The sequence below is a fragment of the Streptomyces dangxiongensis genome, assembly GCF_003675325.1.
GTDB lineage: Bacteria > Actinomycetota > Actinomycetes > Streptomycetales > Streptomycetaceae > Streptomyces > Streptomyces dangxiongensis.
Window position 1 is genome coordinate 441,630 of sequence record NZ_CP033073.1, and the last position, 19,807, is coordinate 461,436.

The 19,807-nt window shown below is 73.1% G+C and carries 21 protein-coding genes; 10 read left to right on the forward strand and 11 right to left on the reverse strand.

What is annotated here, in order from left to right:
• Nucleotides 1–30: 30 nt before the first annotated feature.
• Entirely contained in the window at nt 31–390 is a 360-nt protein-coding gene (locus D9753_RS02330; RefSeq protein ID WP_121785490.1) for a hypothetical protein, read from the reverse strand.
• A 3-nt stretch (nt 391–393) separates the two neighbouring features.
• Nucleotides 394–597, reverse strand: coding sequence for a hypothetical protein (locus D9753_RS02335; RefSeq protein ID WP_121785491.1), 204 nt, complete (start codon nt 595–597; stop codon nt 394–396).
• A 93-nt stretch (nt 598–690) separates the two neighbouring features.
• On the opposite strand from D9753_RS02335, the gene D9753_RS02340 reads away from it, so the two are divergent.
• From D9753_RS02340 to D9753_RS02350, 3 genes are all read left to right on the forward strand, one after another.
• Nucleotides 691–1,029, forward strand: a complete 339-nt coding sequence (locus D9753_RS02340; protein ID WP_163010540.1) for a hypothetical protein — start codon at nt 691–693, stop codon at nt 1,027–1,029.
• A gap of 163 nt (nt 1,030–1,192) precedes the next feature.
• On the forward strand, nt 1,193–2,182 hold the full coding sequence (locus D9753_RS02345) for an aldo/keto reductase (protein WP_121785493.1): 990 nt from the start codon (nt 1,193–1,195) through the stop codon (nt 2,180–2,182).
• Nucleotides 2,183–2,395: 213 nt separating this feature from the next.
• On the forward strand, nt 2,396–2,944 hold the full coding sequence (locus tag D9753_RS02350) for a hypothetical protein (RefSeq protein ID WP_394346676.1): 549 nt from the start codon (nt 2,396–2,398) through the stop codon (nt 2,942–2,944).
• On the opposite strand, the gene D9753_RS02355 is transcribed toward D9753_RS02350, so the two are convergent.
• From D9753_RS02355 to D9753_RS02365, 3 genes are read right to left on the reverse strand one after another with little or no spacing between them, the layout of a single operon-like run.
• The gene (locus tag D9753_RS02355; protein WP_121785494.1) at nt 2,902–3,633 is read right to left on the reverse strand and encodes a metallophosphoesterase family protein; all 732 of its coding nucleotides are present in this window, start codon (nt 3,631–3,633) and stop codon (nt 2,902–2,904) included. The two genes, D9753_RS02350 and D9753_RS02355, sit on opposite strands and share 43 nt — an antisense overlap.
• A complete protein-coding gene (locus tag D9753_RS02360) occupies nt 3,630–3,905 on the reverse strand; it encodes a BON domain-containing protein (RefSeq protein ID WP_121785495.1) in 276 nt (91 codons plus the stop codon). Before D9753_RS02360 ends, D9753_RS02355 begins: the two co-directional genes overlap by 4 nt.
• On the reverse strand, nt 3,902–4,588 hold the full coding sequence (locus tag D9753_RS02365) for a nucleotidyltransferase family protein (RefSeq protein WP_121785496.1): 687 nt from the start codon (nt 4,586–4,588) through the stop codon (nt 3,902–3,904). Before D9753_RS02365 ends, D9753_RS02360 begins: the two co-directional genes overlap by 4 nt.
• Nucleotides 4,589–4,836: 248 nt before the next feature.
• Between D9753_RS02365 and D9753_RS02370 the strand changes: the two genes are divergently transcribed.
• A complete protein-coding gene (locus D9753_RS02370; protein WP_121785497.1) occupies nt 4,837–5,985 on the forward strand; it encodes a PP2C family protein-serine/threonine phosphatase in 1,149 nt (382 codons plus the stop codon).
• A gap of 149 nt (nt 5,986–6,134) precedes the next feature.
• Nucleotides 6,135–7,226: a glycerophosphodiester phosphodiesterase family protein gene (locus D9753_RS02375; RefSeq protein ID WP_121785498.1), complete on the forward strand. Its 1,092-nt coding sequence runs from the start codon at nt 6,135–6,137 to the stop codon at nt 7,224–7,226.
• A 66-nt stretch (nt 7,227–7,292) separates the two neighbouring features.
• Here D9753_RS02375 and D9753_RS02380 read toward each other — a convergent pair whose 3' ends face one another.
• The 3 genes from D9753_RS02380 to D9753_RS02390 form a co-directional block, all read right to left on the reverse strand.
• Nucleotides 7,293–7,793, reverse strand: a complete 501-nt coding sequence (locus D9753_RS02380; protein WP_121785499.1) for a hypothetical protein — start codon at nt 7,791–7,793, stop codon at nt 7,293–7,295.
• Between the two features lie 360 nt (nt 7,794–8,153).
• A complete protein-coding gene (locus tag D9753_RS02385) occupies nt 8,154–8,969 on the reverse strand; it encodes an SAM-dependent methyltransferase (protein WP_121790851.1) in 816 nt (271 codons plus the stop codon).
• Nucleotides 8,970–9,032: 63 nt separating this feature from the next.
• On the reverse strand, nt 9,033–9,908 hold the full coding sequence (locus D9753_RS02390) for a helix-turn-helix domain-containing protein (RefSeq protein WP_121790852.1): 876 nt from the start codon (nt 9,906–9,908) through the stop codon (nt 9,033–9,035).
• A 312-nt stretch (nt 9,909–10,220) separates the two neighbouring features.
• On the opposite strand from D9753_RS02390, the gene D9753_RS37510 reads away from it, so the two are divergent.
• Nucleotides 10,221–10,994, forward strand: a complete 774-nt coding sequence (locus tag D9753_RS37510; RefSeq protein ID WP_121785500.1) for an ATP-binding protein — start codon at nt 10,221–10,223, stop codon at nt 10,992–10,994.
• Nucleotides 10,995–11,346: 352 nt separating this feature from the next.
• Nucleotides 11,347–12,003 (forward strand): GNAT family N-acetyltransferase, encoded by a 657-nt coding sequence (locus D9753_RS02405; RefSeq protein ID WP_121785501.1) that lies wholly within the window; start codon nt 11,347–11,349, stop codon nt 12,001–12,003.
• Between the two features lie 356 nt (nt 12,004–12,359).
• On the opposite strand, the gene D9753_RS02410 is transcribed toward D9753_RS02405, so the two are convergent.
• Nucleotides 12,360–13,607: a beta-ketoacyl-[acyl-carrier-protein] synthase family protein gene (locus D9753_RS02410; protein WP_121785502.1), complete on the reverse strand. Its 1,248-nt coding sequence runs from the start codon at nt 13,605–13,607 to the stop codon at nt 12,360–12,362.
• Nucleotides 13,608–13,878: 271 nt separating this feature from the next.
• Between D9753_RS02410 and D9753_RS02415 the strand changes: the two genes are divergently transcribed.
• Together D9753_RS02415 and D9753_RS02420 are read left to right on the forward strand one after the other, a co-directional pair.
• The gene (locus D9753_RS02415; RefSeq protein ID WP_163010598.1) at nt 13,879–15,162 is read left to right on the forward strand and encodes a cytochrome P450; all 1,284 of its coding nucleotides are present in this window, start codon (nt 13,879–13,881) and stop codon (nt 15,160–15,162) included.
• Nucleotides 15,163–15,240: 78 nt separating this feature from the next.
• Entirely contained in the window at nt 15,241–16,860 is a 1,620-nt protein-coding gene (locus D9753_RS02420) for a peroxidase family protein (protein ID WP_121785504.1), read from the forward strand.
• 232 nt (nt 16,861–17,092) lie between these two features.
• Here the strand turns inward: D9753_RS02420 and D9753_RS02425 are convergent, their stop codons facing one another.
• The gene (locus D9753_RS02425) at nt 17,093–18,652 is read right to left on the reverse strand and encodes an MDR family MFS transporter (RefSeq protein WP_121785505.1); all 1,560 of its coding nucleotides are present in this window, start codon (nt 18,650–18,652) and stop codon (nt 17,093–17,095) included.
• A gap of 159 nt (nt 18,653–18,811) precedes the next feature.
• On the opposite strand from D9753_RS02425, the gene D9753_RS02430 reads away from it, so the two are divergent.
• The gene (locus tag D9753_RS02430; protein ID WP_121785506.1) at nt 18,812–19,414 is read left to right on the forward strand and encodes a TetR/AcrR family transcriptional regulator; all 603 of its coding nucleotides are present in this window, start codon (nt 18,812–18,814) and stop codon (nt 19,412–19,414) included.
• Nucleotides 19,415–19,515: 101 nt separating this feature from the next.
• Here D9753_RS02430 and D9753_RS02435 read toward each other — a convergent pair whose 3' ends face one another.
• Nucleotides 19,516–19,776 carry a hypothetical protein gene (locus D9753_RS02435; protein ID WP_121785507.1) on the reverse strand — a complete coding sequence of 87 codons (261 nt, stop codon included), beginning with the start codon at nt 19,774–19,776 and terminating at the stop codon, nt 19,516–19,518.
• Nucleotides 19,777–19,807 lie beyond the last annotated feature (31 nt).

Sequence of the window (19,807 nt, forward strand, 5' to 3'; positions counted from 1 at the left end):
GCGACGGCTTGGGACGGTGCTTGGGGTCGCTCACTTGGCCACCACCGCCCAGACAGCGATGACGCTGGAGATGAGGCAGACGGCCACCGGCACGATCAGCTGGTAGAGGCGCGTCTGCCGCTCCGCGTCTCGGCGCTTGGCCTCCTCCCGCTGGTACGCCTCGAAGTCGTCCTCCAGCTTGGCGATGGCGTCCATACTCCGCTGGTTCTCCGTTTGAAGCTGGGCAAGCCTCTGCTCGACGTGCGTCGTCTGGATCGTGTAGACGTCCAGCGACACCATCTTGTCCAGGCGGCTGTTCAACTCGGCGAACCGGTTGTCCAGCGTCGATTGCAGCGCACCGATGAGCCGCCCGAGTTCACCGTTGGACGGCTCACCGGTCAGGGGAGGCATGCGTCAGCGGGCCTGCGGCGGCTCAGCGGCAGGCGGCGCCGCGGGGGCCTGCGGCCGGTTGGGCACCGCCCAGGTGAAGCCGAGGCCGCCCAGCACGGACAGGACGACGGTGACGGTCTCGGCCGCGGTGACCGTGCCGTCCTGCACGGCGGCCGCCGCGGCTCCCGCGCCGGCGACGACCGCCTTCCAGTACCGGGACACCTTCATCGCTCAGGCCTCCGCCCGCTGCCGGTGACGTCCACGCTGACCTTGACCACGGCGTCCGCGACAGCCTCCTGTACGGCGCTGACGATCGTGGCGGTGTCCACGCCGGAGCCGATCAGGCTGGCCAGCCTGATGATGGCCGCGGTCTGGGAGGCCTCCGATCGTGAGCAGCCGGACGGTGTTCTCGAAGGTGCCCTTGAGGTAGGTCTGCCGCTGCCAGCTCTTGTTGCCGGCGTTCGCCTCGCTGGACCCGGCGGCGATGTCGTCGATGTCCCACACCGCGTTGTACATGTCCTGCTTCGTCCGGGCACGGTCCGCGGCCTGGACCTGGCGGTGCCCGCCACTGAACTGCGCAACAAGCCGGTCGTCACGCAGAACGACCTGTTCGAGCTGCCCGTGCGGCTCCGTCCGCAGCCCGGCGCGGAGCGGGCTTGACTTCGAGCGCGCTCCAGCTCGTAACGTCGCGGACACCCGGTACGGGAGAGCAGCTCACCCGGCGTCCCGTACGGGATGCCGGGTGCCGTAATCCGTCGCTAGATGGAGGAAGGCCCTCGTGCCGTGCGGAAACGACCATCGAGTGTGCAGGAAGGGATCTCCCATGCAGCAGCGCAGGCTAGGGGACCTCCAGGTATCGGCCATCGGGCTCGGGTGCATGGGGATGTCCGCCTTCTACGGCTCCACCGACCGGGAAGAGGGCATCGCGACCATCCGGCGCGCCCTCGACCTCGGCGTCGACTTCCTCGACACCGCGCAGATGTACGGGCCGCTCACCAACGAGTCGCTCGTCGGCGAGGCGGTCAGGGGGAATCGCGACGCGTACGTGATCGCCACGAAGTTCAACTACCGGATGGACGACGCCGTCCCCGGCGACATGAGTACGGTCGGCCGGCAGGACGGCTCGGCCGAGCACGTCCGCAGCTCGGTCCACGGCTCGCTCCAGCGGCTCGGCACCGACCACATCGACCTGTACTACCAGCACCGGGTCGACCCGAACGTGCCCATCGAGGAGACGGCCGGCGCGCTGGGCGAGCTGGTCGCCGAGGGCAAGGTGCGGTACATCGGGCTGAGCGAGGCGAGCGCGGAGACCATCCGGCGCGCCCACGCCGTGCACCCGGTCACCGCGGTGCAGAGCGAGTACTCGCTGTGGTCGCGGGACGTCGAGGCCGAGGTGCTGCCGGCCTGCCGCGAGCTGGGCATCGGCTTCGTGCCGTACTCGCCGCTGGGGCGCGGCTTCCTCGCGGGCCGCTTCTCCTCGCCGGAGGAGCTGGACGAGAACGACTTCCGCCGCACCAACCCACGCTTCACGGACACCAATCTGGAGGCGAACCTGCGGCTGGCGGCGAAGGTGAAGGAGATCGCCGCGGAGAAGGACGTCACCCCGGCCCAGCTTGCCATCGCCTGGGTGCTGGCCCAGGGCGAGGACCTGGTGCCGATCCCGGGCACCAAGCGGCGCGCCTATCTGGAGCAGAACGCCGCCGCGGCCGGCATCGGGCTGACGAAGGACGACCTGTCCCGCATCGACGCCGAACTGCCGGAGGCGGCGGGCGAGCGGTACGACGAGGCGGGAATGCGGACGGTCAACCGCTGACCCGACGGCTGCGGGACGCCGCAGTGCGGGGCGGCAGGGGCACTGGGGGCCGTGGGTGCGGCGCGCTGGGAGCGCGGGCCGTGACTGCGGGGCATCGGGAGCGCAGGTGGCCGTGGGCGCTGGGAGCGCGGGGGGCTGTAGGTGCGGGGTGCGGGGACCGGGCCCCGCACCCCGTGACCGCGGTCCGGCCCGCCGTGGGCTTCACTCGCCGCGGTGCTCGGCGCGCGGCTGCGCAGGCCGTCCGTGCGGACCGTGGGCCTGCTCGCGATGGCGGGTGCGCTGCTCCAGGCGGTGGCTGGGCTGTCGCCGTCGCTGGCCGTGCTGCTGCTGGTGCTGGTGCTGCCGATGGCGGTCGTTGAGTCCCTCTCGGACACCGCCGGTACGGCCGTGCTCCAGACCGATCCGCCGCCGCGTCTGCGGGGCCGGGTGCTCGGCGTGTGGAGCAGCGTCGGCACGTGGAGCCTCGGCGGGCCCCCGCTGCTGGGCCTGCTGATGGAGTGGCCGGGGCTCGCGGCGCCCGGTCGCGGGCGGGCTGATCGTCGCCGGGTCGATCGGCGCGGGCCTGCTGGTCGCCGTCGCGGCGAGCCGGTGCCGGTGCCGGGGACGCTGACGCTGACGGCGCGGGACAGCGACGTGACCGGCCGCGCGTTGCCGAGCACGGCCGCTGAGCGACCACGCCCCGCCTCACGCCGGCCGGCCGTACGGGTGCGAGTCCCGGGTCACGGCTCCCGGCCCGGCAGGTGGTACACGTGGAAAGCCTGACCGATCACCGGCTGGGCGACATTGCGGACGCGGACTCCGCCGCTGGTCATCCCGTGCTCGGTGCCGGCGTGGGCGTGGCCGTGCACGGCGAGGTCGGCGCCGCCGGTGTCGATGGCCTCCGCGAGCAGGTAGCTGCCGAGGAACGGATAGATCTCCAGGGGCTCCCCGGCGAGGGTGTCCGGCACGGGTGAGAAGTGGGTCAGCGCGATGCGCACGTCGCAGTCCTGCTGCTCCAGGTCCTTCAGCGCGCCGTGCAGACCGTCGGCGCACCGGCGGGTGTAGCGCACGAACTCCTTCATCAGCGGTTCGCCGAACTCCCCGGCGCAGCGGCCGACGAAGCCGCCGCCGAAGCCCTTGGTCCCGGCGACCCCGATCCGCGCGCCGTCGGCACCCACGACGGTGGCCTGCCCCTCCAGGACGTGCGCGCCCGCGTCCCGCAGGATCGCGGAGACCTCCTCGGGGCGCTCGTCGTGGTGGTCGTGGTTGCCGAGTACGGCGACGACCGGCACCCCGAGGTCCTTGATCTCCCGGGCGACGACGGCGGCCTCCTCCGGTGTGCCGTGCCGGGTGAGGTCGCCGGCGAGCAGCAGGACGTCGGCGCACTCGGGCAGCGTCTCGAAGGAGGGGCGCAGGGTGCCCTGGCTCTCGGGGCCCATGTGGATGTCCCCGACGGCCGCGACGCGGATCATGTCAGGTCCTCTCCGTGGTCGGGCGAGGCGGTGCCGGCGACGAGCAGGTCGCAGTGGACCGGGTGACCCGCCAGTTCCGCACGGGCCAGCCGAAGGATCTCGTCCCGGCACTGGGTGGACGGCACGGTGCCGGTCAGCAGGACGGCCTCGCCGCGCATCTCGAGCCGGACGCCGAGTTCCCCGAGGTTTCCGGAGGCCAGGTGTTCGGCGAGGTGGGCGACGCGGTAGTCCAGGTTCCCCGCCGTCGGCGGGGGCGGGCTGGTCTCGGTCATGGCTGCCCCTCCTGGGCGTCGATGACGTTCAGCCGTTCGAGGAGGAAGAGGAAGGCGGCCGCCATGGGCTGGTCGCCGCAGACCGCGCGGACCTCCTCCCAGTCGACCTTCTCGCGGACGGCGCGGGCCACCGGCAGGACCGACCCGAAGTCGCAGTAGTGCTCCGAGAAGGCGCTGATCAGACTGCGGATCAGGTCGGTCGGGGACAGCACGGGCATGAGCACCGAGTCGACCGGCAGCACATGGGCCCGGTCCAGCATCTCCCGGGTGACGGGCTGGTGGGCCAGTGAGAAGATGATGTCGACGTTCTGCCCGTGGCAGGTGGTCTTCAGGAGCCAGTCCTCCGGCGGGGTGAGCACGGCTAGGCCGGCCTCCCGGATGGTGGCGGCCACCGCGTCGGCGTCGTCGGGCAGTACGCAGAAGTCGGCGTCGTGCTGGAGATAGCGGCTGCCGCCGTGGGCGTAGACGGCGACGCTCCCGGCCAGTGCGAAGGGGTGGCCCGCCCGTTTGAGGAGGGCGCCGATCTGCTTGGCGGCCTCCAGGATCGCCTGGCTGCGGTCGTGCGGCAGGTCCGCGGGCTCCCGAGCGGGCCCGGCCTGCTGGTCCGGCCTGTCCATGGCCAGGCGGAGCCCGGAGGCCTCCGGGCTCCGGACGGGCACGGCTTCCTCCCCGTTGTGCGTCATGATCTCTCCATTCGGCACCTTCCGCCCCGGGCCGGCCTGATCGGGCTCCAGGGGTCGTACGGGTACCCGGCGTGCCGCCACCGACACGGCACCACCGCAAGGTTCAGCCCTCCCCCGCGGGCGCCGGGGTCCCGGCGGCGGGGACGCGCCCGGGAACGAGGATCCGCTCCCCCGGTGAGGGATGTCGGCCCGGTCCGCTCCCCCGGTGCGAGTGGCCGCTCGACCGGGCCGGGAGCACGCTGGTAGGCATGGCATTCCGGCTCGGGCGCGCGGGTCCGCGGCGACCGTGGCAGTCGGTCCACGCGCTGCTGCTGTTGCCGGTCGCGCTCATCGTGGTGATCACCGTGACGGACATGCGGACCCCGTACGACGTCCACCTGGGGCCGGCGCTGGTGATCGCGCCCGCGCTCACCCCTTCGTTCGCCGGGCCCCGGACCACCGCCGGCATCGGGGCGCTCGCGGTGGCCGCGCAGATCGTGATCGGCATCACCCACGGCGGGCTCGGCACCACGAACCACATCGTGCAGATCATCACCCTTACGGTCCTGGTGGTGCTCACCGTTCTGTACAGCGCCCTGCGCGAGCGCCGGCAGGCCCAGTTGGCCCAGGTCCGTACGGTCGCCGAGGCCGCTCAGCACGTCCTGATGTGGCCGCTGCCCGAGCAGAGCGGCCCGCTGCGGATCGCGTCGCTGTACCTGGCCGCGGAGGACGAGGCACAGATCGGCGGAGACCTGTACGCGGTGACCCGGTCCGGCGGCGCGGTCCGCGTCCTGATCGGTGACGTCCGCGGCAAGGGCCTGTCCGCCATCGGGGAGGCGGCCCTGCTGCTCGGCGCCTTCCGGGAGAGCGCCCACCGGCACATCGCGCTGGCCGAGCTGGCCGGCTCCCTGGACCAGAGCGTCACACGCTACGCCGCCGAGCTGGACCCGCCGGACGAGGCCGGCGAACGGTTCGCCACCGCGCTGCTCGTGGAGATCCCGGACCGGGACCCGGTGACCCGGATGACCAGCTGCGGCCATCCGCCGCCGCTGCTGCTGAGCCCCGGTCACGTCGTCACGGTCCCGAGCCTGCACCCGTCGCCGCCGCTCGGGGTGCACGCCGGTGACGAGCACACGCTGGACGTCTTCTCCTTCGAGCCGGGCGACACCCTGCTGCTGTACACCGACGGGGTCGTGGAGGCGCGGGACGACCGTGGCCGGTTCTATCCCCTCGCCGACCGGGTCGCACGCTGGACCGACGAGAGCCCCGAGGCACTGATGCACCATCTGCGGCGCGATCTGCTGGCCCATGCCGGCGGGCGCCTCGGTGACGACGCCGCGCTCATCGCCCTGCACCGCACCCCCGCCGAACGCCATCGTCACCACGGCCACGGCGGCGACGCGGTCCGGCACGGCTGAGGGCCCGCGTTCAACCCCCCTTGCGCCAACGTTCGCCCCGGAGGGTGGCCCGCCCCGCCGCGGCGTTGCGAGAATCTGCGGCGCGCCTTCCGGCCCCCGTGTCCGACGGTGGACACCGTGGATGCGCCCCCACCGGAGTGAGGTTCCCGATGCCCTTACGACGCCTGCCCGTACGACGCTCGTCCGGACGGCAGCTGCTCGCCGGTCTGGCGCTGGTGCCGGCGCTGCTGTCGCCGGTGGCCGCGCGGGCCGTGCCGGGCGGCCCTCCGGCGGCGCGCTTCGACCTCCAGGCGCATCGCGGTGGCCTCGGCCTGACGACCGAGGAGTCCCTGGAGGGCTTCGGCAAGGCGATGCGGCTCGGGGTGTCCACGCTGGAACTGGACACCCAGGTGACCCGGGACCTGAGGGTCGTGGTCAATCACGACCGGCAGATCAGCGGCGTCAAGTGCCGGGACACCGGCCCGGTCACGCCGGGCGACCCGGCGTACCCGTACGTCGGCAAGTACATCAAGTACCTGACACTCGCTCAGATTCGCACGCTCGACTGCGGTTACCGGCAGTTGCCCGGCTTTCCCGGGCAGGAGGTCGTCAAGGGCTTCCGGATGGTGGAACTGAGGGACGTCCTGGACCTGGTGAAGCACTATCACGCGCGGCAGGTCACGCTGAACATCGAGACCAAGGTGGAGGCGGGCGCGCCCGAACAGACAGCGCCGCGCGAGGTGTTCGTCCGCCGCGTGTACGAGGAGATCCACCGCTCGGGCATCGGGCGCCAGGTCACCGTCCAGTCCTTCGACTGGGGCGCGCTGAGGGTGATGCACCGGCTGGCACCGAAGTGGCCGCTGGTGGCGCTGACAAACCACGATTTCCTGGAGGTCGGTCGGCCGGGCGCGTCCCCGTGGCTGGGCGGGATCGACGCGGACGACTACGGCGGGGACTTCGTCCGGGCGGCGGCGACGCTTCCCGGCGTCACGGCCCTCTCCCCCAACTACGGCTTCCCGCAAAGCGGAAAGGTCGGCGACCCCGGGTTCCGGTTCTACTCCGACGCGGCGATGGTCACGGAGGCGCACGCCCGCGGGCTGAAGGTGGTGCCGTGGACCTGTGACGACCCGGCGACGGTGGAGGCGCTGATGGACCTGGGCGTCGACGGGATCATCACCGACTACCCGGACCGGGTGCGGCGGATCATGGCCGCTCGCGGCATGCGGCTGCCGCGGCCCGCCTTTCCGCACGGCCGCGGCTGACCGGTGCGGGGGCGTGGGGCCCGCCCCGAATGGGGCGGGGCGGGGCCGCACGCCCGGTGCCGCCGGTCAGCCGACCGGCTTCAGGCCGGTGATCTTCAGGGTCTTCAGGTCCGACCGGACGTCGATCCGGCTGACCGTGGGGTGCGCCCCGTCGCTCCAGGTGAGCGTGACCCGGCTGGTGGCATGGCCGGCGCCGGAACCGGTGTAGGCCACCTTCCACTTCACCGGCACGTTCTGCGCGAAGAGAATGCCGTCGGCGTGTTCCTTCTTCTCGTAGGCGGCGACCGCCTTCTTGGCGGCGGCGGAGAGGTGGAAACCGCGCAGGGCCTTCGCGCTCGCGGCGGCCGTGGGGTCGTCGGTGGCCCAGACGGCGTCGATGTAGGCGCCGTAGAAGTCGGCCACGTGCTGGGTGGCGTTGCGCGGGTCGCCCTGGGCGGACGACACGGCGGCGGCGCGAGTGGTGTGGCTCGCGCCCATCCCCGCGAGAGCGGGCGTCACGGCGGCCAGGCTGAGGCCCGCGGTGAGCGCCGCGGCGGTGAGGAGGGTCTTACGGCTGCGGACGGACATGTTTCTCATTCCCCCGGTTTCTTCGCGACCGGACCGATCCCGGCCGCCGACGGACCGTAAGACCTCTTTTGCTCCGGCCTGGTTCCGCTGCCCGCGCGCCGGTTTCGGCCATCTCTCGTGGGCCGAGCCGGCACGGCGGCTCACCGGCCGGCCGGACCGCCGGACCGCGACCGCAGCGGGGACGGCCGGCGCGGCGGCGGTGCGGGGACGGCCGGCGCGGCGGCGGTGCCTGCACGTGCCGGGTCACCCGGGTGGTCGCGGAGAGGGCTCACGGGGTCGGCCGGGCGCCCGCCCGGCCCGTCGTACGGGCGGGGCGGGGCCGGGGTCCGGGAGGTGGGTCGGACCCCGGCCCCGGGTCTGTCACGGCTTGCGGGCGACCGCGCCGTACATAGCGATGTCCTCGTCCCGGATGCCCTTCTCGCCGGTGCCGTCGGGGTGCCACTTGTGCACCTGGACGATGCCCGGCTCGACCAGTTCCAGGCCCTCGAAGAACGCGTGCGCCTCGTCGAGCGTGCGCAGCCGCATCGGCATGTTGCGGGCCGCGTACTCGCGGGCGACGCGGCCCACCTCCTCGGGCGCGAACTCGGCGGTGCCGATGGACATCGCCAGATAGCTGCCGGACGGCAGCGGCTCCAGCAGCCGGCGGACGACACCGACCGCGTCGTCCTCGTCCAGCATGAAGTGGACGATCGCGATGACGGTGAGCGCGACGGGCCGGCTCAGGTCCAGGGTCTCGCGCAGCTCGGGGGCGTCCAGGATGGCGGACGGGTCACGGAAGTCGGCCTCGATGTACGAGGTCCGGCCCTCCGGGGCGCTCGCGAGCAGGCCCTGGGAGAGGGTGAGGACGATCGGGTCGTTGTCGGCGTACACGACCCGGGACCCGGGGGCCACGGCCTGGGCGATCTCGTGCAGGTTGGGCGAGGTCGGGATGCCGGTGCCGATGTCCAGGAACTGGCGCACGCCCGCCTCCTCGGCGAGCCAGCGCACGGCACGGTTCATGAAGTCGCGGTTGGCGCGCATGTGCACCGGGAGCGCGGGCCACTCCCGGGACATCGCGTCACCGGCCTCCCGGTCGGCGGGGTAATAGTCCTTGCCACCGAGTATGTAGTCGTAGATCCGGGCCGAGTGGGCGTTCTCGGTGTCGATCCGGTCGGCCGGCCATCCGTCGTCGGGCAACGCCGTGTCTCCCATTCGGTCGGTGGGTCTGCGGGGGGCGGGGAATCGCGTCACGGGATCGGATCACAACTCCTTGCGCAGTGCGCCGAGCAGAGCCTCGGTCTTCCGCGCGGGCGCTGCCTGCGCGCCCAGGCGGTCCAGGGCCTCCCGGTACACCACCACGTCCTCGGCCTTGTCGAGGTAGACCGCCCCGACGAGTCCGCTCAGGCAGGCGATGTCGGGCAGTTCGCGGGCCCGGAAGCGGAACAGGTGGAAGGCGCCGGCCCGCAGGGCGGGATGGGGTCCGTTGCGGAACGGCATGAGCTGCACGGTGACCTGGGGCAGCCGGTTGACCTCGACGAGGTGGTCGATCTGCGCGCGCATCACCTCGGGGCCTCCGACGGGCCAGCGCAGCACGGTCTCGTCCATCACCACCCACAGCCGCGGCGGTGCCGGCCGGGCCAGCAGCTCCTGGCGGCGCATGCGCAGCGCGACCCGGCGTTCGGTGGCCTCGGCGGACGTGTGCGGGTTGGCCGCGGTGAGCAGGGCGCGCGCGTAGTCCTCGGTCTGCAGCAGGCCGTGCACGAACTGGTTCTCGTACACGCGGATCTGGTTCGCCGCCTGTTCCAGGCTCAGGTAGGCGGCGAACCAGTCGGGCATGACGTCGCGGTAGGTGTGCCACCAGCCGCGCTTGTTGGCCTCGCGCACGGACTGGAGGAACGTGTCGAGTTCCTCCTGGTCGGTGACGCCATAGACCCGGAGGAGTTTCTCGGCGTCCGCCAGCCGCAGCCGGGCCACCTTCGCGGCCTCCATGCGGCGGATCGTGGAGTGGCTGACCCCGATCGCCGCCCCCGCCTCGGCATAACCGAGTCCGGCCCGGGTGCGCAGTTCCTCGAGCTGTCTGCCGAGGATCATGCGCAGCACGGAGGGGGCGCCGCCCCAGTCGGTCTCCGCGGTCACGCCCACCCCCTCGTCCGGTGCCCGGATCACTTTCGTCCGCGATCGGTCTGCCTGCCCATTCGATCACGTTCTGACGAATGCAGCATGCACTTGGCTACTTGCAAATTTCAACTTGCTGGTTGCGAGGTGTTGTTGGCAGGTGCCAGAGTGGGCCCACCGCTCCGGTCGACCAAGGAGCGGGCGATGCGGCCGGCTTGGGGGAGACGGGCCGCACCACGGCCTCCAGGGAGGCGGTGTGCCGCCCGCTGCTCCGCGGCCGGACCGACGGTGACACCCCTCCCCGACAAGCGAGGCCACGAAAGGCGCACGGCGATGGCTCCGCCCTCCCTCCCCCGACCGCCCGACGACCGGAGACCGGACCGACTTCCCTGGGAGCAGGCGCCGTTGCTCCTGTCCGCGGCCCCGCCCGAGCACCGGGCGGCGGACACCGCGACACCCCCCTGCCGGGTACCGGACGGCGGGCAGTCCCTGTGCCGACTGCCCGCCCCGGCCCGCATCCCCGGCCCCGGAGGCGAGCGCCCCGGTCGACTCCCCGGGCCGAACGGCCCCGACCGGCTCGCCTCCGGGGCCGCCCTCCCCACCACCGCCGCCTTCGACCCGCCGCCCCCGGACCAGCGCGGCACCGCCGCCTCCGGTCCACAGGCCCCGGACCACTGCGGAACCGCCGCCTTCGACCCGGCGGCCCCGGACCACTGTGGTACCGCCGCCTTCGATCTGCCGGCTCTGCCGACGGCCGTGGGCACAGCCCGCCATGTCGTACGGGACCTGCTGACCGCCTGGGGCATGCCGGAGGACGCCCGGGACGACGTGGTCCTGGTGGTCTCCGAGCTGGTCACGAACGCCCTCGTGCACGCGGCCGGCTGGATCGGCTGCCGCCTGCTCGGTACGGCGGACCGGGTGCGGATCGAGGTCGAGGACCAGGCCGGCGGCGCGGCCCTGCCGGCGGTCCGCCGTCCCGGCCCCGACGACCCGCACGGGCGCGGCCTCCTCCTGGTCGGCACGCTGAGCCACGACTGGGGTGTGGCGGCCGTCCCCGGCCGGCGCGCCCGCGTCGTCTGGGCGGAACTGCCGTCCGGCCGCGCCTGACCCCCACACCCCGCGGACACGCCCAAGGACCGTCCCCCACTCGTCCGAAGGACCCCCATGCCCCACACCGCACCCACCCCCACCCCCACCTCGGCCGCCGACCCGTCCTGGACCCGCGCCCGCCCGAGGCCCGGATCCCAGGAACAGCCCACCTGAGCCACATCCCGCTCCGCGCGGACCCGGCCCCGCCACCGCCGCCACCGCCAGCGCCACCCGGTCCGCAAAACACCGGACCACCACGGCATCCGTCCCCCACCCGCTAGATTCACCGCCGGTGCGGATCGTCCGCACCGGCGGCGGCGCGTGGCCCCTGCGGGGCCCTGGACCGCCGTGTGCCGTCACCGGGGGTTCCATGGTCTGGTCGCTGTTCCGCCGGGGCCCGGCCACCCGCGGACTGCCCGTGCCGGGGCGGTGCGCGCCCGGCCGGCACGTTCTGGCCACCGAGCGCCTGCTGCTCTTCACGCCCCGGACCCGGCTCGACGTGGTGGCGGCGCTCGCCGCGAGCGCGGACGCCGAGGCGCAGCGGTGGCTCGGCACCCAGGCGGACGAGGTGGTGCCCGACCCCGACATCCGCCGGGAGCTGCTGGCGTGGCGGCCGGCCGGGGACGACGGCCGCCGGATCCCCCACGGCCTGGCCGAGCCGTACGCGCCCGGACCGGACGACCCCCTGCTGCTGGTGTGCGTGCGCAGGTCCGACCTCAGTTACGCCGGTGCCCTCGAACTGGAGCAACGTGCGGGCGAGATGGGCGGCTGGCTGGCGCCGGGCTGCCGCGGCCAGGGGCTGGGGGCGGAGCTGTTCCGCGCGGGCGCCGAACTGGCCCACACCCATGTCGGCCTGGCCACGGTCCGGGCCGGGGCGGAGACCGGGAACACCGCGAGCCGCCGCGCCCTGGCCCGCGCCGGCTTCGTCCCGGACGAGGGCCCGCTCCGGCACGCTCTCCCGAACGGCCGAGTGATCACCAGCGTCTGGCACCGACACGACACCCCCGCGGCCTCCCGCTGCCGCTGACCACGGACCGACCCGGGGTGCCGCGCGAAGCCGCCGGCCCGGGCGGACGGCCCCGACGCCGTCCGCGTGCCACTGACCACAGGCCGACCCGGGGGCCGCGCGGTGCGGCCGGAACGGACGGGCGGCCCCGGTGCCGGGGCGGGTCGGCCGTAGCCGTCGTGCCCGGGCGTCGAAGCAGACCTATGCTGCGAAATGCCGCCCCAAGGAGTGCTGTGCGCTGCCGGCCGCGGCCGGCGCGGGCCGGAGCGGGGACGCCTCCGCGCCGCGTCGGCATCTCACTCGCGCGGCGGCCGAGCGGGTCCGCTGAGCCGTGCGCCGTGCGCCGGTGGCGACCTTTCTCGGCCGGAGGCGGCGGGCTAGTCGACGGCGGTGAAGGCGAGGACGGCGTTCTGGCCGCCGAAGCCGAAGGAATTGCTGACGGCGGCTCGTATGCGGTGCCGCCGGGGTGCCTTGGCGACGACGTCCAGGTCCATCGACGGGTCGAGGGTGTCCAGGTTGGCGGTGGGCGGGATCAGTTGGTGGCGCAGGGTGAGGACGGTGCAGGCCGCCTCGATGGCCCCGGCCCCGCCGATGGCGTGCCCAATGGTGCCCTTGAGGGCGGTGACGGGCGGGGGCCGGTGGAAGACCCGGTGCAGCGCGTTGTGCTCGGCGGCGTCGCCCTGCGGGGTGGCGGTGCCGTGCGCGTTGACGTGGTCGATGTCCTCGGGGCCCAGTCCGGCGTCGGCGAGGGCGCCGCTCACGGCGCGGGCGGCGCCGTCGCCGTCAGGGTGCGGGGCGGTGAAGTGGTGGGCGTCGCAGGAGGATCCGAACCCGGCGAGCAGCGCCGTGGGCCGTACGCCCCGGGCGCGGGCGTCCTCGGTGCGCTCCAGGACGAGGACGCCCGCGCCCTCGCCGAGGACGAAGCCGTCACGGTCGCGGTCGAAGGGGCGGGAGGCGGCGTCCGGGGCGGCGGAACGGCGGGAGAGGGCGCGCATCTGGGCGAAGCAGGCGGCGGTCATCCGCAGCCGGGCGGATTCGCTGCCGCCGGCGAGAACGAGGTCGCACTGGCCGGACAGCAGCCAGTCCCGGGCGAGACCGATCGCGCTGGTGCCGGAGGCGCAGGCGGTGCTGACGACCATGTTGGGGCCGAGCGCGCCGAGGTCCAGGGCGATCTCGGCGGCGGCCATGTTGGGCACGCTGCGGGGCAGCGCGAGCGGGGAGACGCGCTGGGGGGTGCGGTCGGCGAGCCGGTCGAACTCGGCCTGCCAGCCCTGCATGGACCCGGTGCCGACTCCCATCACCACGCCGACGCGGGCCCCGTCCCAGCCGTGCGGGGCGAGCCGGGCGTCGGCGACGGCCTCGCGGGCGGCGAGCAGCGCGAAGGTCGTGAACCGGTCGAGCCGGCGGGCCAGCCGGTGCCCGAGCAGGCCGGCCGCGTCCAGGCCGGGCACCTGGCAGGAGAAGGCCACGGGCAGCCCGTCCAGTGCGGGGTCGGCCGCGGCGGTGGACTGCCCGGCGCACAGGCCCGTCCAGGCCGCGTCCTGGCCGATGCCCGCCGGGGTGACGAGGCCCAGCCCGGTGACGGCGACCGGAGCCCGTCGTACGCCTGCTCTCACCTGCTGCATGAGGCGTGATTATCCGTGCCGCGAGGGGCTGTTACGGGCCACGGCAACTCGTTCGGCCCAGGACGGGGGCCGCTACCACCCGGATGCGCGAATCGGGCCGGGCCCGCCGGTCCCGCCGGTCCCGGCGCGGGGCGCCGGAGGTCAGTGCCGCCCGGCGGCCGGACGCCCGTCCCCGTCGTGCTTGACGGGGCTGGCGGCGGCGCGCACGCCGCGCTGCCCCGAATGCCTGTCCGGGGTGCGAGGGCCGTCGGCCGGTGGCTGAATGGCCGTCATGGACTTTCTCGCCGCGTACGACGCGATCGCGGAGGACGACGTCCCGCAGCGGGTGGCCCTGCTGCGGGAGGCCATGGCGACCGGCAGGGCGGACCTCTTCGCCGAGCTGCGCGCGCACCGGCCGGTGTTCGGCACACCCGTCGGTGTGTTCGTCACCCGGCACCCCGACGTCCTGGAGGTGCTGTCGGCGCCCGGGACGTTCACCGTGGGGGTGTTCGGGCCCGTGCTGGAGGACGTGCTCGGGGCGCCGTTCATCCTCGCCCGGGACGGCGCCGGCGTGCACTGGCGCGAGCGCGGGTACGGGCAACTGATGCTCGCCGCCGAGGACGCGCCACGGGTGCGGGAGCTGACCGCGCGGATCGCCGACGCGGTGCTGGACGAGGTGACCGCCGGTGGCGCGGACACCTTTGACCTCGTCCAGGACTACGCCCGCGTGGCCGCCGCCCGGGTCGCCGCCGCCTATCTGGGCTTCGCCGGCATCGACGAGGAGACGTTGCACTCCTGCACCCGCCGGATGCAGTGGGCGTTCGCCGTGAACCCCGGCCGCGACCCGGAGGTCCACGCGGCCGGGGTGGCCGCCGGCCGCGAACTGCACGACCACGTCGCCGAGTTGATCGCACGCCGCCGGACCGAGGACCCCGTGGACAGCCCCGATGACGTCCTCGGCCGGATGCTGCGCACCCGGCTGCCCGACGAGTACGGCTTCGACGACGAGCGGGTCAACGCCAACCTGGTCGGTTATCTGGCGGGTTATCAGCAGAACGCCACCCAGTGCACGGCCACCGCGCTGAAGGAACTGACCGTGCGCCCCGACGTGCTGGCCGACGCCGAGCGGGCGGCGGGCGCCGGCGACCCGGCCCGCTTCGACGCCTATGTGTGGGAGGCGCTGCGCTTCCACCCGTTCGTGCCGGTCACACCCCGGTTGTGCGTGCGCGACCATGTGCTGGCCGCGGGCACGCCGAGGCAGACGGTGATCCCGGCCAAGAGCGTGGTGCTGGCCTGCTTCGCGTCGGCGATGTTCGACGAGGAAGTCGTGGACGCGCCCGCCGAGTTCCGGCCCGGGCGCCCGCCCGCGCACAACCTGGTCCTCGGTTACGGCGCCCACGACTGCGTCGGCCGGTACGCGGCGCGGGTGATCGTGCCGGAACTGGTGCGGCGCGTGCTGCTGCGTCCCGGTGTCCGCCCGCCGCCCGGCGGCGAACGCGCCCTGGACTACGCGGGCACCCCGTTCCCGCAGCACTACCGGGTGCGTTCCGGGCGCACCGCGGTGCCCACGACCTGACACGGGGACGCGAGACCACGAGCCGGCACCAGGATCCGCACACGGGCATGCGACCCGCGACCGACCGGAGGACGACCCATGACCGTCACGTCTCGCTCAGCCCGGGCCCGGTCCGTGCCGCGAACCGGGGCCAGGGACAGGTCCCGGGACGGCGTGCGCAACCGCTTCGAGACGCACCTGCTGACCCATTTCGCCCCGGCCTGGCAGGCCTCCCGGCACAGCAGGTGGCTGCACCGCAGGCTCAACTCCACCCTTGTCGACCTGGCCGTGCGGAAGGCGCCGCCGCGTCCCAACCCGCTGAGCACCAAGGCCCCGTACACCTCCTGGGACTCCCTGACCGACCGCTCCTGGGTGGGCCGGCACCTGCCGCCCGTGACCGCGGTGCCGAAGGGCCTGCCGGCGCCCGAGAGGGTCGCCGAGCTGTTCCGGCGGGAGGGTGAGGGCCGCTGCTGCGCCCGGTCGACCGCGCTGCTGCCGGCGTTCGCGCAGTGGTTCACCGACGGCTTCCTGCGCGGCCACGCCGCCACCGGCGACCCGCGCCGCACCGACTCGCCGCACACCCTGGACATGTCCCAGTTGTACGGCGACCGCGAGGAGGTCACCGCCTGTCTGCGCACCTTCGAGGGCGGCCGGATGAAGAGCCGGATCATCGGCGGGGCCGAGTTCCCGCCCGCCCTGTGCGAGGGCGGCCGGATCACGGAGGAGTTCCGGGCGATCAGACCGGTCCGGTTCGAGGAGGTGCCCGAGTCGTACGTGGACGCGCTGTTCGCGTGGGGCGGGGAGCGCGCGCACGCCCACATCGGGCCGATGGCGATGAACGTCCTCTTCCTGCGCGAGCACAACCGGGTCGCCGGTATCCTCGCCGACGCGCATCCGGACTGGGACGACGAACGTGTCTTCCAGACCACCCGCAACACCCTGATCGTGATGATGATCCGGGTGATGCTGGAGGAGTACATCAACCACATCACGCCGTACCACTTCGCGTTCGTCCTCGATCCCGTCCGCACCGACCGCGGGGCGTGGCACCGCGAGAACTGGGCGACGATCGAGTTCAGCCTCGTCTACCGCTGGCACAGCCTCGTCCCGTCCACGTACGACCTCGGGGGCCGTGCGGTGCCGCTGGAGCGGACCGTCGCCAACGGGCAACTGGTCCTGGACCGGGGCCTCGGCCCGCTGTTCGAGGACCTGTCCCGTCAACCCGCGGGCCGGGTCGGCCTGTTCAACACCGACGAGTTGCTGCTGCCGCTGGAGGCGCACAGCGTCGCCGTGGGCCGCGACCTGCTGCTGGCCTCGTACAACGACTACCGCGCCTACTACGGCTTCCCCCGGGTCACCGACCCGCGGCAGATCTCCGGCGACCCGCGGATCCAGGAGGCGCTGCTCGACGTGTACGGCGACGTCGACGCGATCGACCTGTACGTCGGGCTGTTCGCCGAGGAGCCGGAGCCCGGCGCCGTCTTCGGGCGGCTGCTCGAACGCGTCATCTCCGTCGACGCGTTCTCCGAGGCGCTGAACAACCCGCTGTTGGCGCCCCGCCTGTTCACACCCGACACCTTCTCCCCCGAAGGCCTGCGGATCGTCCGCGAGACCCGCGGCCTCTCCGACCTGCTGCATCGCAACCTGCCGGAGGACAGGACGCGTTACTTCGTGTCGCTGGGCCGGAGCGCGGCGGACACCCGGTCCCCGGCCCGCTGAACCGGCCGGGGGTGGGGCCCGCGTAGGACTTCACACGTGGCTCACTGGATCAGGGAGGGTGGGGCGGCGAGGGCTTGGTCCTCGTACGGGGCCCAGCCGCCGTCGCCGGCGTCCCATTCGTTCGAGGCGATGGTCAGCAGCGGGCCCATCTCGGCACCGCAGAGTCAGGGAAGTAGCCAGCCGCCGTAGGCGCGCACCCACCTGCTCGGCAGGTGTGCGGTACGGCAGTGGATCAAGGGGTTGCTGCCGGCGCCTTGCCCGTCACGGTGGTCTTGTGGGTGCCGGCCGGCGGTGCCTTGCGGAGCGGGGTCTCGATGACGCACAGCGCCGCGATGAACGCGGCCGCGCACAGGATCGCCCCGCCGAGGAAAATCTGGTGGGTGCCGCTGGTGACCGCGTTCAGGTAGGCGTCCTTGGCCCCGGCGGGCAGATGATCCAGGGTGTGTGCGTCGGTCACGGTACCGCCGCCGGTGCCGGGCAGGTGGGACTGGACGGCGCGGGTGAACAGGGAGCCGAAGACCGCGACGCCGAGGGATCCGCCCAGGGTGCGGAAGAGGGTGACCGCGCCCATGGCGGCGCCCATGTCGCGCATGTCGACGCTGTTTTGCGCGATGGTGCCGGCCAGCTGCTGGGTGAGGCCGAGCCCGATACCGACAAGGGCCATGTACGTGCAGGTCAGAATGCGGGACGTGCCGGTCCCCATGGTCGCGAGCAGTGTGAGGCCGACGGTGAGGAAGCCGGTGCCCACGACCGGGAAAATCTTGTACGTGCCTGTGGCGGACATGATCTTGCCCGCGATGGTGGAGACGATCACGACGGGGATCATCAGGGGCAGCAGCAACAGGCCGGAGTCGGCGGCCGAGGCGCCCTGGACGGTCTGCTGGAACAGCGGCAGGTAGAGGCCCGCACCGAACACGACCACGCCGGCGGCCAGGAGCAGGACGGTGGCCAGCGGGAAATTGCGGTGGCCCGTGAAGATTGTCAGCGGCAGCACGGGTTCCACGGCCCGCCGCTCCGCGAGAACGAACAGGGCGAGCCCGAGCACGGCGACGGCGCCCAGCGGCAGGATCTGCCAGGAGGCCCACGCGTAGGTGGTGCCCGCCCAGGTCGCGGCCAGCACGGTCGCGCTGATCGTGACGGTCAGCAGGGCGATGCCCGGCAGGTCGATCCTCGCGGTGATGCGCCGGGCGGGTACGTGCAGCATTCGCCACAGCCACACCAGGGCGAGCAGGCCGAGCGGCAGGTTGACGTAGAAGGCCCAGCGCCAGCCCCAGTGTCCGGTGATGAAGCCGCCGAGCAGCGGGCCGCCGATGGTGCCGATCGCCATGACGGAAGCGGTCATGCCCTGGTACCGGCCGCGTTCGCGCGGCGGTACCAGAGCGGCGATGAGGGCGAAGGCGCCCGCGCCGATGCCGCCTGCGCCGATGCCCTGCAGCGCGCGGAAGACGATCAGTTCGGGCATGGACCGGGCGGCGCCGCAGAGCGCGGAGCCGGCGATGAACACGGCGATCGAGGCCAGGTACATGGGTTTGCGGCCGAACAGGTCGCCGAACTTGCCCCAGATCGGGGTGGTGACGGCGGTGACCAGGGTGTAGGCGGTCACCACCCAGGAGATGTGCTCCAGACCGCCGAGATCGCCGACGATCGTGGGCATCGCGGTGCCCACGACCATGTTGTCGAGCATCGACAGCAGCATCGCGAGCATGACGCCGAGCAGCACCCAGCGGACGTTCCTGGGAATACCGGCAGCGGCTGTCGGGTGGGCGGCGGGGGATGCAGGAGATGTGGACATGGCGAATCACTCCCTCAGGGATGTGCGGTGGAAGAGAAGCGGAAAGGCCGGTGGCCGGCAGGAGCACACGCAGCGACCGCTCCACGGAACCACAACAGTTCCAAAAGTGCAACAGCTCTACTTTTTGAGGTGACTCGCATTCCGGGATAAGGTGCAGACATGGGAGCCCCACAGATCCGGGAACCGCAGACTCCGGGACGCCGTGAGCGCAAGAAGGCGGCGACCCGCAAGGCCATCGCCGACGCGGCACTGCGCCTGTTTCTGGAGCGCGGCTACGACAACGTGGGAATCCGCGAGATCGCAGACGCCGCCGACGTCTCGACCGCCACGCTCTTCAAACACTTCCCCAGCAAGGAGGCGCTCGTCTTCGACATGGACACCGACCGGGAGGCCAGCCTGCTCGACGCCGTCCACCAACGACCCGAGGAACAGTCGATCCTGGCCGCGCTCCGGGACTACGTGCTGGCCAGGGCGAACATCTCCCAGGACGCCGAAATGGCGCAGTTCCTCGAACTCATCCGCTCCACCCCGGCGTTGAGCGAGTACGCCCACCGCATGTGGATGCGGCACGAGAGCGCGCTCACCCAGGCCATCACCGAGGCAAGCGGCGCCCCACAGGGGAACCCCACCTGTGCGGCACTTGCCCACTTCGCGCTGGAGACCGCCACCCTCGCCCGCGCGAGCGACGATCCCCGCACAGCCGTCGAGAGCGCCTTCAACCTCCTGGAACACGGCTGGGAGACCGCCGGGCCAGGCGTCTGAAAGCAACAGCGCACCCACCGCACGCCGCTGCAACGAGGACGGCTTGATCAACCCCGCAACGAACTCCCGCGGGGCAGCACCAGCGGGGTCGCCGAGCGGGTTCAGCCCGCGGCTCGGGCGTGCGCGTGCAACGCCTCGGCAGCCGTGCGTAGTTGCTCCGCCGCCGTGGTGCAGGCGGCGGCCTGCTGCTCCAGCGTGGTCAGGCTCCACTCCGGTGCCGCCGGGCAGTCGCCGAGCGTGGCGGCGGTGGCGCGCAGCCGCCGCGCGTACTTCTCCATCAGCTCGGCGTCCGTCCGCAGCGTGCCCGCGCGGTCGAGGAGTTCGGTGTCGTACGACGTCACTCCGGGGGACTCGGTCACCATGGCGTACTCCCGGTCGGCGGGGTGTGCGGGG